At 64.4% G+C, this 14,646-nt stretch carries 11 protein-coding genes; 10 read left to right on the top strand and 1 reads right to left on the bottom strand.

The features are described 5' to 3' along the window. Positions 1 to 21: 21 nt before the first annotated feature. The gene (locus AC0VYM_RS24640; protein ID WP_475456019.1) at positions 22 to 225 is read left to right on the top strand and encodes a hypothetical protein; all 204 of its coding nucleotides are present in this window, start codon (positions 22 to 24) and stop codon (positions 223 to 225) included. Positions 226 to 333: 108 nt separating this feature from the next. Here AC0VYM_RS24640 and AC0VYM_RS24635 read toward each other — a convergent pair whose 3' ends face one another. Beyond that, positions 334 to 615: a hypothetical protein gene (locus AC0VYM_RS24635; RefSeq protein ID WP_475456017.1), complete on the bottom strand. Its 282-nt coding sequence runs from the start codon at positions 613 to 615 to the stop codon at positions 334 to 336. Between the two features lie 134 nt (positions 616 to 749). Here AC0VYM_RS24635 and AC0VYM_RS24630 point away from each other — a divergent pair, with 134 nt between their 5' ends. The 9 genes from AC0VYM_RS24630 to AC0VYM_RS24590 all read left to right on the top strand — a co-directional run bounded on the left by AC0VYM_RS24630 (position 750) and on the right by AC0VYM_RS24590 (position 14,561). Further along, positions 750 to 1,556 (top strand): MerR family transcriptional regulator, encoded by an 807-nt coding sequence (locus AC0VYM_RS24630; protein ID WP_475456015.1) that lies wholly within the window; start codon positions 750 to 752, stop codon positions 1,554 to 1,556. An 822-nt stretch (positions 1,557 to 2,378) separates the two neighbouring features. After that, positions 2,379 to 3,245 carry a hypothetical protein gene (locus AC0VYM_RS24625; protein WP_475456013.1) on the top strand — a complete coding sequence of 289 codons (867 nt, stop codon included), beginning with the start codon at positions 2,379 to 2,381 and terminating at the stop codon, positions 3,243 to 3,245. A 66-nt stretch (positions 3,246 to 3,311) separates the two neighbouring features. Further along, positions 3,312 to 5,696, top strand: coding sequence for a hypothetical protein (locus tag AC0VYM_RS24620; protein WP_475456012.1), 2,385 nt, complete (start codon positions 3,312 to 3,314; stop codon positions 5,694 to 5,696). Positions 5,697 to 5,735: 39 nt separating this feature from the next. Then, the gene (locus AC0VYM_RS24615; protein ID WP_475456010.1) at positions 5,736 to 8,810 is read left to right on the top strand and encodes a hypothetical protein; all 3,075 of its coding nucleotides are present in this window, start codon (positions 5,736 to 5,738) and stop codon (positions 8,808 to 8,810) included. A gap of 316 nt (positions 8,811 to 9,126) precedes the next feature. Then, positions 9,127 to 9,429, top strand: a complete 303-nt coding sequence (locus AC0VYM_RS24610) for a hypothetical protein (protein ID WP_475456008.1) — start codon at positions 9,127 to 9,129, stop codon at positions 9,427 to 9,429. Positions 9,430 to 9,597: 168 nt separating this feature from the next. After that, on the top strand, positions 9,598 to 10,899 hold the full coding sequence (locus tag AC0VYM_RS24605) for a hypothetical protein (RefSeq protein ID WP_475456006.1): 1,302 nt from the start codon (positions 9,598 to 9,600) through the stop codon (positions 10,897 to 10,899). Positions 10,900 to 11,265: 366 nt separating this feature from the next. After that, entirely contained in the window at positions 11,266 to 12,828 is a 1,563-nt protein-coding gene (locus AC0VYM_RS24600) for a phage tail tip lysozyme (RefSeq protein ID WP_475456004.1), read from the top strand. A 57-nt stretch (positions 12,829 to 12,885) separates the two neighbouring features. Then, the gene (locus AC0VYM_RS24595; RefSeq protein WP_475456002.1) at positions 12,886 to 13,911 is read left to right on the top strand and encodes a hypothetical protein; all 1,026 of its coding nucleotides are present in this window, start codon (positions 12,886 to 12,888) and stop codon (positions 13,909 to 13,911) included. Next, positions 13,911 to 14,561 (top strand): hypothetical protein, encoded by a 651-nt coding sequence (locus AC0VYM_RS24590; protein ID WP_475456001.1) that lies wholly within the window; start codon positions 13,911 to 13,913, stop codon positions 14,559 to 14,561. The genes AC0VYM_RS24595 and AC0VYM_RS24590 overlap by 1 nt, the downstream gene beginning before the upstream one ends. The last annotated feature ends 85 nt before the right edge of the window (positions 14,562 to 14,646 follow it).

Raw genomic sequence — 14,646 nt, 5'->3', positions numbered from 1 at the left:
GTGACGACGGAAGGTGGAGAGATGGAAGAGCCGAAGGAACAGAAGGAATCCATCGTGGACGCGCTCAACTTCAAGGGGCTGCTCGGCGTCGTTCCCGGTGAGGACGACGAGCGGTGGGCGGAGTTGCAGCGGCAGGCAGATGAGCGCATCGCTCGAGGTGGGGGCATCGGTTGGGACGCGAAGCGGTCAGCCGAGACCGACGGGTTTCCGGATCAGAAGAAATGACACCCGCCATCGGTGATCTCGGGCCTGGAATCCGCTGAGGCAGGAGAATTCGTGCAGGGGGTGCGCGGGGGTGTTCCGACCGCGCACCCCCTTCGTGCGGGGAACGGTCTAGTTCTCGTCGAAGATGAAGAGCAGCAACAGCAGGTGGGGGATGATGATCGCGGCAACGGCCAGCAGTTGACCTCCCCAGTCGATCCCCAGGGGCTCGTTGATCATCGCGATCAGACGGTCGAAGACGGGGCCCGCGACTTCCACCACCGGGTCAGTCAGGCCGGACTGGAACACCAGCCAGAACAGACCCCACAGCATCACCACGGCGACGACCGCACCGATGAGACGGCGCAGATTGACCGAACGCCGACCGTGCGGGTTGGCTCCGTTCAGGGACATGGATTTCTCCTCGTTCGCTATCCGATGCGGACGCCACCCTATGGCCCTTTGTATAGGAAGAACCAGAACTATGGTCCTTCGCCCCAAGGGTCCGGATAACCTGAATTCATGGGGAAGTGTTCGGTGACCAGACGATGAGTGAAAACGCCATGGGGGATCGGGCCATGACGGTGGGAGCGGTGGCCTCCCTCGTCGGAGTCACCGTCCGTACGCTGCACCACTGGGACGAGATCGGGTTGGCCGTGCCGAGCGAGCGGAGTACCGCCGATTACCGGCTCTACACGGCCCCGGACATCGCGCGCATCCACCGGGTGCTGGTCTACCGGGAGCTCGGGGTCTCCCTGGAGGAGATCGCCCAGTTGCTGGAGGCGGACGCCGAGGAGGCCACGGAGACCCTGCTCCAGCAGCGGGACCGGTTGCGTGAACGCATCCGCAAACTGGATCGGATGGCGGACGCCCTGGACCGGATGGCCGAGGCTCGGAGGGAGGGGGTCCTGCTGTCAGCGGAGGAGCAGGTCGCCATCTTCGGTGCGGACTGGCAGCCCTCCTGGGCCGTGCAGGCCCGTGAGCGCTGGGGTGACACTCGACAGTGGGCGCAGTTCGCCGAGCGCGCGGCGGAGCGGACCGCCGAGGACTGGCGACAGATCGCGAAGGAGGTCGCGGCTCTCAACGCCGATCTGGTCGAGGCGTTGCGGGCCGGGTCAGAGCCGGGGAGCCAGGAGGCGAACGACCTGGCCGAACGGCATCGAGGATCGATCGGCGTCTACTTCGACTGCACGCACTCCATGCAGGTCATCCTCGGCCAGACGAACGTGGACGATCCCGGGTTCCGCGCGCACTACGACGGTCTCGCACCCGGTCTGGCGGTCTGGCTGCGCGACGCCATCAACGCCAACGCTCGAGCCCACTGCGTCGATCCGGAGAAGGTCGTGTGGGAGTGAACCGGAGCGGAGGCGTGCAGGGCGGGCCGTGCCCTGATCCGAGTTCTGATTACCACTCATTCGGGTTTTCTGTGAAGTGCGCCACATGGCCGCTTTCGGTCATGTGCTCCTCTCTGTCTCCCGCCTTCCCTCGTTGAGCCTGTGACCTTGGGAAATGCCCAGGGGTGCTGTGTGAACCCCTCTTTTTGGCTGGAACAGACATCCGCAAGGGGAGATTGACCCTGTCAAAATGAGAACTGCGGATACTCGCAGCGCAACTCACACCACGCAAGGCGATCCAGCCGTGTGGGCACGAGAGCGGAGAAGCAGACCCGTGAAGTTCGAGTTCACCCCACAAGCGGAGTGGGACTCACCCCCGAACATGATCCTGTCCCCCAGTGTGAACGGTCGAGGGAGTGGCCCTCTCTCTCCCAGAGCTGTTCGCTTCGACTGGCGAGTGAATCGACACACGGGCGTACGCGGACTCCGACTGGGCGAACCCCCTGGTGAGACGTGTCCCGTACGCCGATGTCCCACTTTCCGAAGTCCGCTTCTTCGCTCCTGCTTACGTCCCTGAGTAGGAATGAGGACCCTCGTCCCGAAGCCGGTGGTGACGGCCGCCAGCGATCGGAACGTCGTTCCCTGACGAGACACTGTCTCCCAGGCCACCGACCACGTGGCCGGTCCGCGGAGGACCACCCCCAGTTCTCCGAGGGCATCCGGGGCAGTGCTCTACTCACGCAGGTGACTCGGGGGCGAGCGCCCCGACGGACGAACCGCGGGGACCCGGCCCCCGCAGTGACAAGGTGATGCCCGGATTCGAGCGGAAACGGAGTGTGTGTCGTGGCGAAGAGCGTCTTCAAGATCCCCACCAGCCTGAACCGGTCCTTCCTGGACCACGAGATCGCTCTGGCCGGTGGCGGGTTCCAGATGCGCCCGGTGCCGACAAAGGTGATCCTGTTCTGGCTGGTCTCCGTCATGCTCCTGTTCTGGGTCTGCACATCCACGTTCGTGTCCAGTGCCAACGGGGGGCTCATCTTCCTGGTGGTCGTCTGGTGGCTGACCGCGACCGCCTTCTTCGGTCAGTACTCCAACACCAAGGAAATGCGGTTCGCGTCCCTCCCCGCCCTCCTGGAGTACGTACCCCGCCCCTCACGCCGCGTCGTCACCCGGCGGGGCTCCGACCCCACCCCCTTCTCCTCGGTGACGGGCCTCAAGAAGGTCGACGAGACCGGCTACATCGAATGGGCGGACGGCGCCGTCGGCCAGGCCTACTTGGTGGTCGGTTCCGCCTCGGTACTGGTCTTCGAAGAGGACAAGAAGGCGATCCTCCACCGGGTCGACTCGTTCTGGCGCAAGGTCGACACCGACGTCGACTACATCTGGATCACCACCAAGGAACCCCAGCGGGTCTACCGCCAGCTCGGCAACCTGGAGCTGCTCAACCAGGCCCTGGAGATCCGTGACCCGGAACTGTTCGAGCTGCTCGACGAGCGTTACTCGATCCTCAAGGACTACGTGGGCGGACAGTTCAGCTCCATCCACCAGTACCTGGTCCTCAAGGCCGACAACCTGGAAGCGCTACGCCGGGCGCACACCCTGGTGCGGGCCGAGGTGGAGGGATCCAGCCTGATGATCAAGCAGGCCTCCATGCTGGGCGCCGACGACCTCTACGAAATGCTGCGGACCATCTACACCGCCGAGCGGTGAATCGGGACCGGACATGACGTTGCGCAGAGCACTGGCTGACGAACGCGGAGAGAGTGAAGGACGCGGATGAGCACCGGAGCACAATTTCCAGGTAGTGCGGCCGGGACCTCGCACGGGCATCTGCCGGGTGCGCTCTCGGCCGGTGACGCACCCGACCAGACCGCCCCCGAAGAGCAGGACGGTCAGTCGACGGGTGCGAAGGCTCCGTCCTTCAGCGAACTGTTCCCCGAGCTGGCTGGTCGGGGCCAGGACAACGACGAACAGTCCGGCACCGTTGGTGGTGAGGACGAGGGCATGAGCGCCAAGGAGCGCCGTGCCGCCAAGAAGAAGGCGGAGCAGCTCTCCGGTACCTTCGACGACTACCCCCACCTGCTCGCGATCAAGCCCAGGGAACGCTACGTCTTCCGTAGCGACTACTTCCATGTGGACGACCGTTACGCGTGCGTCCTCGGCTTCTTCCACGACGACGGGGCGCGCGACGACTTCGGCGCGTTCTGGGGGATCAACCGCATCCCCAGCGGGCTGCCAGACGGCGTCACCGTGGTGGTGCTCGAACAGATCCGCCGTATGGGCGAGAAGTGGATCGAGGAGAAGATCAAGACGGTCGAGAAGCTCGACCGTATGGAGGAGGGCGAGCAGGCCCAGTCCGGCACCATGACCTCGCGGCGCAAGTCCGCGAAGATCAGCGACGACATGGAGATCGTCGCCGGTGAGATCCAGGACGGCTCCAGCTACCTGCACGTGCACAACCGACTGCTGGTCCGGGGGCCGAGCCTGGAGGTCCTCGACGAGGCGGTCGAGCGGATCAGCCGCCTCTACATCGACCGCTTCGGCACCGTCAAGGTGGCCGCCTACCCCGGCGAGCAGCGCCAGGAGCTGACCAACCTCTTCGGTAAGAACGCCCGTAAACGGGGGAAGGGCTTCCACTTCACCAGCGTGGAGTTCGCCGGGTCGCACTCTCTGGTCACCAACGGCCTCAACGATCCGGCCGGCGAGTACGTCGGGTCCATGGTCGGTGACGTCAACAACTCCGCAGTGCTCTTCGACGTCAACGATTACGAGCACCACGTGGTCGTGGCCGACAACGGCGTCAACCCGGTGCTGAACCGGGCCCACATCCCCGACATGTGGGGCTCGAAGATCTCCCAGTCGGCCCTGCTGTCCAACGCCCGCGTCGTCCACATCATCCTGAACGGGGCGCGTATGGACGACCTGGGCCCCCGCCTGGACAGGCTCACCGCCCGGCTGGACATGAACTCGGGCGACATCAACATGTTCGAGATGTTCGGCAAGACCGAGGACGAACTGGGGATCTTCCCGGCCCACCTGGAGAAGGTCGTCCTCATGGCCGAACAGGCCTACGAGACGACCGACTCGGACCGCTCCATCATCCGGGGGTCGCTCAAGGAGACGCTCACCCAGTTCTACATCGACAAGGGCATGTGGACGCGCAACGCCAAGCACAACCGGGACCGGTTGCGCGTGGTCGGCATCCCGCACACGCAGGTGCCGCGTCTCCAGGACATCGTCACCTACTTCGACACCCAGTACCGGGCGTTGTCCAACTCCAGCGCCCGCGACGACGAGATGCTGCACGCCTACAACATCCTGCGTCTGGTCTTCAAGGACCTGCTGGACAACAACGGCGACCTGTTCAACACCCACACCAACGACGAGATCGACGGGGTGGCCGACGCCCGCCGGGTGCTCTACGACTTCTCCCGGCTGCTCAAGCGCGGCAAGGGTGTGGCGATGGCCCAGCTGGTCAACGTCATCGGGTTCGCCGTGGACAACCTCACCCTGGGCGACACCGTGATCCTGCACGGCGCCGAGAGCATCGACGACCGCATCAAGTCGTACCTCAACGAACAGTTCACCCACCTGTTCCTGCGCGGCGGCCGGGTGGTCTACCTGTACAACGACGTCGACAGGATGCTCGCCGACTCGGAGTTCAACCGCTTCGACGCCGCCGACTGGACGATCCTGGGCACGATGCGTGACGCGACCGTCACCAAGTACCAGCGCCAGCTGCACCAGGACATCCCGCCCGACCTGGAACGGTTGGTGACCACACGCGGTGAGAACCTCGCCTACCTACGCCGTGGCCACACCAACGTCGTCTTCCACATGGACCTGCCACTGGGAGTCAACCCGGCCCGTGCCGAACGGCGGGCCCAGATCCTGGGCGCGGCCCAGCGTGAGCACGACGACCGGGTCAGCCCGGACGAGACCTCGGCGGTCGCGGCAGCCCACGGCGACATGGCGGAGGAACGGGCCCGGCGTGTGGCCGAGCAAGGGGCCGAGGCACAGCTGGACGCCGGACTCACCGAACGTATGAAGCCGCGTCGCGGGAAGCGGACCACCAAACCGGTTCAGACCTCAGTTCAGGGCAAACCTGAACGGTCCACGAGCCCGTCGGACGAGGGCAGCCCCGGGAAGCAGGGCCGATAGATGGAGGTGCGAGAGCAAGAACAGCAGGAGGAACCAAACGTGAGTTCCTACAGGTCGCGGAACCTGCTTTCTGGCAGGTTCCGGAACGGGAGCTTGGTACGCCTGTCGGTGTGGGCGCTGCTCCTTGCCTTCCCCCTGGCCCTGCTACTGGGGGGGATGAACCCCGCACACTCGGATGAGGAGGACGACAACCTCGACAGCCTGTCGTTCTACCGGCTCTCCTCGTCGATGACGGCCCTGTTCTCCACCGCGCAGGAACCGGGCAACGACGACGTCAGTCTCGATGTCAAGGACTGGCCGACTGTCGTCAACAACCCGGCCAACGCGGGGGCGATGCTGGGATACCCCGACGAGCAGTACAACGTCATCAGGGGATGGTTCGACTCCCGGAACGCCCAGTCCTCCAACGAGGTCGGCTATGGAGCTCTGGTCGGTACGAGCGATTCAGGGTTCCCGGGGGAGACCGGGGCACGGGACTTCGCCCTGTACGGCGCCACGCTCAACGGCTTGGGGCTGGACTCCACCAGCACTGGGCTCACTCTCGGCTTCTTCTCCTGGATCTCGGGCGGGATCGTCTTCATCCTGTTCGTGGTCGCCGCCGGCATCGATTCGCTGTGGGCGTTCATCATTGACGCGCTCATCTGGGTCAACCCCTTCAGAATGCTCTATGGCGCGGTCGTGTCCCTTTCCGGGAGGGACTTCGCCCTCGGCATGACCGGTGGTGAGGGCGCAATGACCGGGTTCGGCGACAACGAAGCCCTTCCGGAGCCGCTGCGGTCAGTCGTGAAGCTGGTGGGTGCCGCGTTTGAAAAGCTGGCCATGCTGTCGTGGACCGTGATGCTCCCGCTTTTCGTCGGGATATTCATCTTCGGCCTCATCATGTTCAAGAACATGGACCGGGGTTCGGCACTAAAGAAGATCCTCATTCGGTTTGTCTTCATCGTCATCGGTATTCCCCTGCTCGGCTCCATGTACAGCCAGGTGCTCAACACCATGAAGGAGGCGACTGAAGGGGGAAACTCGGCCGCTTCCCAGGTGGTGCTCTCCACCTATGTCGACTTCGAGGGCTGGGCCACGAGGAACCGGCTGGCAGTGCCCGACGAGGCGAACATCCGGTGGAGCCAGCGGCACAACGCCCCCACCGGGAGGTCCCAGGCCGACGTGCAGAAATCCGCGCTGGCGATTAACTCCCAGGTCATGGGTTTTGACACCGGCAACATGCACAACCCGTTGGGGGGCGAGCGCAGTGCCCTGTTGGAGAACCCCGATGCGACGTTCGACCAGTCGTCCCACTTCTCCTCCATCACGCGCATGCTGGGTCGGTACATGGACGTTAGACACGTCAATGCGTCCTCGTTCGAGTCCGGGTCCAAGTCGACACTGACCGGTGCCCAAGTTGGGGAGGCGCCCGCTTGGTTCGACAACTACATCGGGGACCCAGCCGAGCTACTAGGAGAAGAGGCAAAAGAGGCAACCGAGAACCCGCTGCTCCACGTGAGATCGGGCGCGGGGCTGACCGCCAGCCCGGATGACCCAGACGACAAGAGGACTGCGGTCACGTTCACCAGTTCGGGGCAGACGACGATCACCTGCGGTCGCAAGATCACGGAAGGTGACGAGGGAAGCCCCACTGCCTGCAATCTCGCGCCGTTGGCGATGTACAACTACCTCAACGCCGAGTTCGGGCCGACCTCCTACAAGGCCTACTCGTCGGGTAAGTCCGGCAGTGAGGCGACCCGGTCCATCCACAACTCGGTGAACCTGGTGGGCACCGGGATGATGAGCTCCGTCTACTGGTTCAACGCTGTCGTGCTGCTGGGCGCGTTCGTCGTCATCGGGATCGGTTACGCCGTCGGGATGGTGGTCGCCAACATCCGGCGCACCTTCCAGATGATCATGGCGATCCCGTTCGCGATGCTGGGTGCGATTCAGGGGATCGCCAAGGTCATCGTCTACACGGTCGCGATGCTCATGGAGATCCTGGTCACGATCTTTCTCTACAAGATGGTGCTGGCTTTCCTGCTCGCCATTCCCAGCTTTATCTCCGCCCCCTTCAACCAGGCCGTCTCGGGTAGTGAGGGACAGGACGAGGACCGGTCGGTCATCGTGGAGTTCCTGGTCAACACGGGCCTGCTCCACATGCTGGTCATCGTGGTGTCGATCATCCTGGTCATCGCCTTCACGGTCATGGCGATGCGTCTTCGCAAGAGCCTGGTCAAGGCAATCGAAGACGCCGTCACCAAGATGATCGAGAAGTTCACCGATTCCAGGGTTCAACCCGGCGGGGGTATGAGGTCGAGCCCGCCCGGTGGCGGTGGAAGGACCTCTGCCCTGGGCGCTACTGGCAGCAAGGCGATGAGCGCAGCCAAGGGTGGCAGGAGCCCCAAGGGTGGCGCGAACGCCGGTGGAACCAACAGCGGTGGCCCGGAGGGAGCCTCCGCCGCCTCGTCGAGCAGTAACGAGACCAAGGTGAGCGGGGACGTGGACACCGACGGTCAGTTGGAGGGGCCCGGGGCGGGAGGCGCGGGCGCGGGACTTGCCCCGAGTGCGCAGGACCAGAACGCCGCAGGAGAGTCCGACCTAGGCAAACGCGTCGAGAAGGACGGTCTGTCCGATGAGCCCGGGGAAGCCTTCGTTGACTCCTTCAAACAGTCCGCCTCCGACTACGCGGAGTCCGACAAGGAGCGGTTGAAGGCGGCCACGGGCACTGCGGGCGCCGTGGGTCACGCCGGAGTCGCAGTCGGCCGTGCCGCGGCCCAGGACTACACCGGGGCGGCGGAATCGGCGGGCAAGGCGGTGGAGAAGGGAGGCCAGGCCCAGGCGAGCGCCGGACGGGCTGGTCAGGCCTCGGAACGGGCGCGCAAGTCCTCACTCGACAACCCGCAGACCAGTGCCAAACACGACCGGAGGATCCAGCAGGGTCAGCAGGCCGAGCAGGCTGGCCGCATCGTGTCCAACGTCGCCGGGATGGCGGGGAGTACCGGTGGCGGAGGAAGTAAGGGTCCGCAACCGCAGAAGACCCCGAAGAAGCCGCCCAACTCGGGTGGGGCCAACTCCGCCGACCGAGCGGCGAAGCAGGCCCGTAACCAGAGGAGAGGGCCGAAGCGATCGTGATCTTGGCAAACGAAAAAACCTTTGACGACTGTTGTGATAGACGGAGGTGAAGTTGCTTGTCTCCGGTTCGACTGATTGGTGAGAGGCAATACCTTCGTGTTCGCGATTCCCCCTTCCGACGATCTAAAAATGTGATGGACGAAGTTGCCGCCCCCAAGACGTGGCAGTTAGAATCAGCTCCGGAGCGTCCGCATTTTTGTGTGCGGAACCCCCAGGTACTGGCACCCTCACCCGCCCCCAGGCCTGTTGATCTTTCTGCCGTCAGACCCCCGATAAGTCGAACCAGGCCCGGACCAGAGGACAAGGACAAGCGACAATGAACCTGAGTGACCTCCCTTCCGCATCGTGGGACCTTCTCTCGTTTCTTGACAACGCCACCAGTTACGTGAAGGGGGCGGGCGGCTCCCTCCTCGCCCTGATGGGTACGGCCGGAGTCGTCTGGGGCGGCGTTCTGCTCATCAAGAAGCTCATGGCCTCTCAGCAGGACCAGACCAGCTGGGTCAAGATCCTCGCGCTGATCCTCATCGGGGGTGCCCTCATGGTCGGTGGTTTCAGCCTGATCTCCCAGATCGCCGCAGGCGGACAGACGACCATCGAGGACCTGGGCGGCGGCGGGTGATCCTTGCGGCGCTCGGTGGACCGAGACGAGGAGCCACCGCACCATCGTCCTGGAACATGGTTGTGCATCGGTAGGTACCAATGGGGGTCGGCGGCGCGAAAGGCCGCCGACCCTTTGCGCATTCCGCAGTTCAGTACATGATTGAGCCACACGGCAGGAGCACGTCACGTGAGTTTGAAAGAAACGATCACGACGTACGCGAAGAAGATGAAACTGGGCCCCCACCACGCCATCGAGCGCTTCGGGATCATGACCACCTGTTTCTCCGTGACGTTCGCACTGCTCCTGGTCGGAACCATCGCCTCCGCCACGGTCAACAACCGGGCCAAACTGAGCGAGACAGCGCTGTACACCACCTCGTTCACAACGTCCAGGACCGATCTGACCGGCAGTGTCGAGGGGATCTACACCAACAGCGACGGGGACCGCGCCCTGGTCCTCATGAGGTTCCGTGACGCCAACTCCGGATCGTTCTCCGCTGACGCCGCGAACTACCAGGCCTTTCTCACCGGCTCCAACGAACAACTCGCCACCGAGTCCCTCAGCACGAACATCACCGGTTCCATCATCCTTTTCGGGTCCACCGGTTATCTGGGAGTCGTTCTCGATTCCGACGCGCCCTTCGCCCAACAGATCATGAACCTGACCCTCCGCGCCAACAGCGAACTGGTGTACGCGGAGGAGTCGAGCCGGGAGTTGCGTGAGGATCTACGCGATGACGGAAGCTTCGCCGAGTTTGATCAGTGGCGGGTGTTCATCAATCCAGGGGCCACCGGCACCGAAGAGGTGACCTCACTGGACGGCAATCGCGTCGACCCCGTGGCCATCTACTACGAACTGGTGGTGGCCGATCAGGAGCAGGAGATCCGCAAGGAAATGGACGAACAGCTCCTGCAGATGCGGGCCCTCCTCAGCCGTATCGATGAATACGACGGTGAGATGAGTCGGATCAACGTGGACGGCGTGTTCATCGAGCCGCCCGAGGTCCCGGTACAGATCGCCGGTGACAGCGTCACAGGTGAGGCTGCGGAGGGGGACACGGAGGCGACCCTCGAGTTGGAGACCGAGTGGGTGGACCCGCGCGGTTTCGACTTCAACTGGCGTTCGGGTTCCGTCCACGAGGGCTATCTGGACGCGATCATGCCCCCGGGTGAAACCTCCTACGTCACCTTTCTTGGCGATAAGGCGCGGCCGGAGGAGGAAGACAGTTCCATGATCTCCGCGAACGAGCTGGAATGGATTCTGACTGACGGGAATGACCTGAAGGAATACGGTAGTTCGGACCAGCTGATGAAGCCCCTGCGCGACATCATGAACAACACGACGCAGGCTTACCAGGATTACCAGCGGCTGAAGAGCTCCTATCAGGTCGAGTCCCACGGCAGTCTCCTGGAGCTGGAAGTGATGTTGCGCGGCGTCGACTCGTCCGGGTCGGTCAACGCGGATGAAGAGGTCCTGCTCACGTACTGACGTCGGCCAGCGGCACGGACGGATCCCGAGAACCAGACGGTCCCTGAAGGAAAAGGAGAGGTCTTCATGACTGGAGTCGGTGGTGGGGCCGGGGGGCCGAAGCCCCCGGAGCCGGGCGGGTCGGGCAAGCTCCCTGGTACTGGGGCGAGCGGCGCTGTCCCGGGCGGTGAGGACGCCAAGAAGGGGATCCCGGACCCCAGTGACGTCGGCAAGGGTGTCCCGGGCTTAGGTGGGCCCGGAGCAGGCGGAGCTGGAGGCGACGAAGCGGCCAAGGGCCTGGGTGGGGCCGGGGGGCCGGGCGGAGCCGGTGGTCCGGGCGGATCGGGTGGGCCAGGTGGGCCGACGCTGGGGGCAGCCGGTACCTCCATGGCTCCCAAGGACGGCGCCAAGGACAGCATGGCCGGGGCCGGCAAGGGCGCCGGGGTAGCCATGGCCGTGCCCGCGGTCGGTGTCGGGGCCCAGCTCATGGTCCTGATGATGTTCCTCAAGTGGCTCAAGCAGATGATGGCCGCGGCGCTGGCCATGCTGATGAACATGCTGCAGATGCTCTTGCAGCTCGTCATCATGGTCGCCAAGTTCGCGGCTGGAGTCGCCCTGATGATCGGTGGCGCGATCGCCCTGGCCCTGGGCGGGGGCGTGGTGGCCGGGGCGGCCATCGGGATCGGTGCGCTGTTCGTGGCCGTCGCCGTCGTCGCCGCGGTCGCGGTGGGGGCCGCCACCTCGGGTACCACCGCCGCCCAGCACGAGGCACCGCTGGACGACTGCCGTCCCCAGGCCGAAGCGATCGTCCGCGAGATCGATGACAACGCCGATTCCGGTGAAAACAGCCAGCAGAAGGAAGAGGTAGCCCAACAGGTGTACTCCGTTCTTTCTGTCAGTGGTATGCCGGATGAGAACATTGCTGGAATTCTCGGGAATTTCGAAAAGGAATCGAGAATGGATCCGACGATGATTGAGTTGGTCGGCGGAAAAGGTTATGAAATCGACGACGTAAAGCGGAATGCCGAAGAGAAGGGTTTCAAGTTCTCCGAGCTTGAAAATGGGGAATATGATCACATCCAACACGGAGTTGTCCTGTTGGGTATCGGCCTGGGGCAGTGGAGTAACGGTCGCAACACCAACCTGTTGGACTATGCCGATGGGATTGGTGGCGAGTGGCATGAGATCGAAACCCAGATGGGCTTCTTGATATCTGGTGACTCGGATGCCTACACCAACGTCGTGGAAGGCCTCATCAACGATGACTCCCCTTCAGTCGGCGGGGCCACCCGGACCTGGCTGGAGAAATGGGAGATTCCAGCGAAGATCGATGCGACCGAGCTCGCTGAGCGCGAGGGATACGCGGATGTGTGGTTCGCGAAGATGGATGGTTGGGAGGCCGACAAGGACCTGGCCGACTCCATCCTGGAGCAGGCCGAGGTCACGGTGGTTCAGGCCAACCAGAACCGCCGCGAGACCGCGATCCAGGAGTGCCGCACCGCCAACACGGGTGGTGGGAGCGTGGTCCAGGCTGGCGAGACGGTTCCCTGTGACTCCCTGGGGCGCATGCACCCGGACGCCTGTGACATGCACAAGGTTCTGCAGGACGAGTTCGGCGGCTTCTTCCTGACAGCTGGAGGCCAACGCAACGAGCCGAGCAGCAACCATCACAACGGCCAGGCCATCGACTACATGATGGCGCCGGAGAACGAGGTCCCTTCCGCAAAGATGCGCGAATCCGGGACCACCGTCGTCAACTTCGTCATCGCGAATTCCGAGGAGCTCAACATCAGCGGGATCCTGTGGAACGAACGCAAGTGGGCGGCCGGAAACGACCCCGTCGGAGAATGGAGCGACGAGACCACCCGGTACGCGGGTGGTCGAGGAAGCAACACGCAGAACCACGTCGACCACATCCACATCAGTGTGGGGCCGGATCCCTTCAAGTAACCCTTGAGGGCGTGACTTGCGGCCGCGAAGGCACAGGAACCAGGAAGGAGCGCGACGGTGTCCGACGAAGAACACGAGGAACGTACCAACCGTGACGAGGGCCCGTCGGGTGACGGCGCCCCATGGGAAGGGCCGGGGGCGCCGGAGAAGAAGCCCTGGCGTCAGCTGAGCCGTGAGGAGGTGATGGAACGACTCGACCACTTCGAGGCCAAACAGCGGGCCAACCGCCGGAGAATGACCGGCGACGACGTGCAGGAGATGCTGCGCGAGCGACGCGCCGAGCGTCAGCAGCGCAGACACGAACGCAAGGAGCGACGCGCCGCCTCCCCCCGGCCCCCGCGCGACGTCGGCAGGACGGTGCGGTTGAGCCTGGGCGGGGCGCTGTTGGTCGGGGCGATGGGTTTCGGGTCCCTGGCCGCCTCCAGCAGCGACACCACCCAGGCCCGGGCGCAGACCAACGAGCAGTCCATCGCCATGCTCAGGGGAGACATCCGCGCGCTGGAGAACGAGACCTGGGACGAGGAGGACGTCGTCGCCTTCCAGGACCAGCTGGACCAGGCCGTGTCCGAGGCCTGGGACAAGGGCGCGCAGGTGGCCGAGGCGCAGAACACCTACCAGGAGATCTTCGCGGACATCGACGACGAGGAGCTCTCCGGGGATGGAGACGCGAGCGAGGTCTACGCCCCGGTGGGTGATCACCGTGCGGAGCTCATCGACTTCTTCGCGGAGTCCGCTCGGATCATCGAGGACGAGGACGTCTACTACCCCGGAGCCGACGTGTTCTACGGCCCCGGGGAGATCGATGTCCTCGCCCCCTGGTACACCCGGTACTCCGACGAGAGTCGTGGGGATTACGCGGACCCGTCGGCGAACTCCTGGGAGCTGGTGGCCGTCACACCTCGGGGCGGATCGTCCCGCACCGTCAACGTGGCCTGGCTCAACCGTGACGCTTCCAGCGGTGACCTGCTCGCCTGGGCCCGAGCCACCTACAGCTCCGACGCGGGGACGTTCCACAGCCTCTACGTGGGTGAGACGACGATCGGTGAACGCCCGGCGGGGCAGTCGGACGAGGAGGAGGACTGATGGGACTGCTGCAGCGCAACGCCTTTCCGTTGGTCGCGGCCGGCATCCTGGCCGTGTCGAGCATCTCCTTCGCACTCACCCGTGGAGCTCAGGAAGACGTCCTGGCCGAGCAGGAGCAGCAGATCGTCGAGCTCGACGACCGCAAGGCCGAGCTGGTGGCCGAGCAGGAGGATCGTGGCCGTCTGGCCGCAGATGACGTGGTGGGTACGAACGTCCACCGGCTGACCGCCGACGAGGAACTCATCGGGGAGGTGTTGGGCACCGCTCTGACGTGGGAGAGCCACGCCGAGTACGAGGCCGCCCGCACCACCATGACGAACATCCACGGCGTTCCCGAGGACTCGGCGTTCATGACCGAGTTCCTGCCCGCCGCGCCGGTGAACGTCGAAAGGGGGGGTGAGGAACACGCGCTCATCGATCTGCTCGGACTCGACTCGCGGGTGAACAGTTTCCAAACCGACCTGATATCGATTCAGGGCACCGAGTACGCCTATCTGGTCGTGGTCGACGTGCGCACCACCTCCGACGACGGTGAGGCCAGCGCCCTCAGTACCGCGACGGTGTTGTTGACCACCGACGGCGAGGGCGGGGTCGCGGATCTCGAGGGCTACGCCACCACCTCCCGGGTGCGTTCCTCCGGGCCGGAGTGATCCGGGACGGGCGTGTCGGATCCGTGCTTCGCCGGTGCCTAAAGCACGTCCTTCTCACTATTGTGTCAGTCGATAACCGTTCCGT

It is taken from the genome of Nocardiopsis sp. iso_237, assembly GCF_056173345.1.
Note: the sequence above shows the minus strand (reverse complement) of the source record. Positions and strands in the feature narration are given on the sequence as shown.

Coding starts and splice junctions, on each gene's coding strand:
- AC0VYM_RS24630 (WP_475456015.1), top strand. CDS start 750: ATGAGTGAAAACGCCATGGGGGATCGGGCCATGACGGTGGGAGCGGTG.
- AC0VYM_RS24640 (WP_475456019.1), top strand. CDS start 22: ATGGAAGAGCCGAAGGAACAGAAGGAATCCATCGTGGACGCGCTCAAC.
- AC0VYM_RS24600 (WP_475456004.1), top strand. CDS start 11,266: ATGGCTCCCAAGGACGGCGCCAAGGACAGCATGGCCGGGGCCGGCAAG.
- AC0VYM_RS24610 (WP_475456008.1), top strand. CDS start 9,127: ATGAACCTGAGTGACCTCCCTTCCGCATCGTGGGACCTTCTCTCGTTT.
- AC0VYM_RS24590 (WP_475456001.1), top strand. CDS start 13,911: ATGGGACTGCTGCAGCGCAACGCCTTTCCGTTGGTCGCGGCCGGCATC.
- AC0VYM_RS24635 (WP_475456017.1), bottom strand. CDS start 615: ATGTCCCTGAACGGAGCCAACCCGCACGGTCGGCGTTCGGTCAATCTG.
- AC0VYM_RS24620 (WP_475456012.1), top strand. CDS start 3,312: ATGAGCACCGGAGCACAATTTCCAGGTAGTGCGGCCGGGACCTCGCAC.